At 57.8% G+C, this 536-nt stretch carries 1 protein-coding gene; it reads left to right on the top strand.

The features are described from left to right. Positions 1 to 3: 3 nt before the first annotated feature. A partial coding sequence (locus FQ185_RS30105) for a cytochrome c (protein WP_149420609.1) occupies positions 4 to 536 on the top strand: 533 nt, incomplete at its 3' end.

The following is a 536-nucleotide window of genomic DNA, read 5'->3' as shown; positions in this document are numbered from 1 at the left end:
ACGGTGGTGTTTCTGGGCATGACCGTTGATAGTCACCGGCAGTTTCCGAAATTGACCAACGCTCAACAGATCACGCCAGAGGTCACTCGCGGCAAGGATGTATGGCACGAATACAATTGCATCAATTGCCACACATTGTTTGGTGAAGGCGCGTATTACGCCCCGGACCTGACGAAAATCACCCAGCTGCGCGGCGCCCCTTATCTCACCGCGTTCCTCAAAGACCCCTCAAAGTTTTATGACGAGCAACGCCATCGCCGGTTGATGCCGAATCTGAAACTCAATGACGAAGAAATCGCGGCGTTGATCGCCTTTATGGATTGGGTGAGCAAGGTCGACAATCAAGGTTGGCCACCAAGGCCGATCCTGGTGACCGGCACGTCGATTCCCGGCATGGACCTCACCGTTGCGCAACAGAACGTCGCCGGTGGCAACCAACCACCCGCCGCACGCCCGGTGTCCGACAAGGAAGACCCGATCGCCCTGGGCGAGGCGCTGTTTCGAACCACCGCCACACCGGTGTGCAGCGCTTGCCA

The organism is Pseudomonas sp. ANT_H12B (genome assembly GCF_008369325.1).
Classification (GTDB): domain Bacteria; phylum Pseudomonadota; class Gammaproteobacteria; order Pseudomonadales; family Pseudomonadaceae; genus Aquipseudomonas.
Note: the sequence above shows the minus strand (reverse complement) of the source record. Positions and strands in the feature narration are given on the sequence as shown.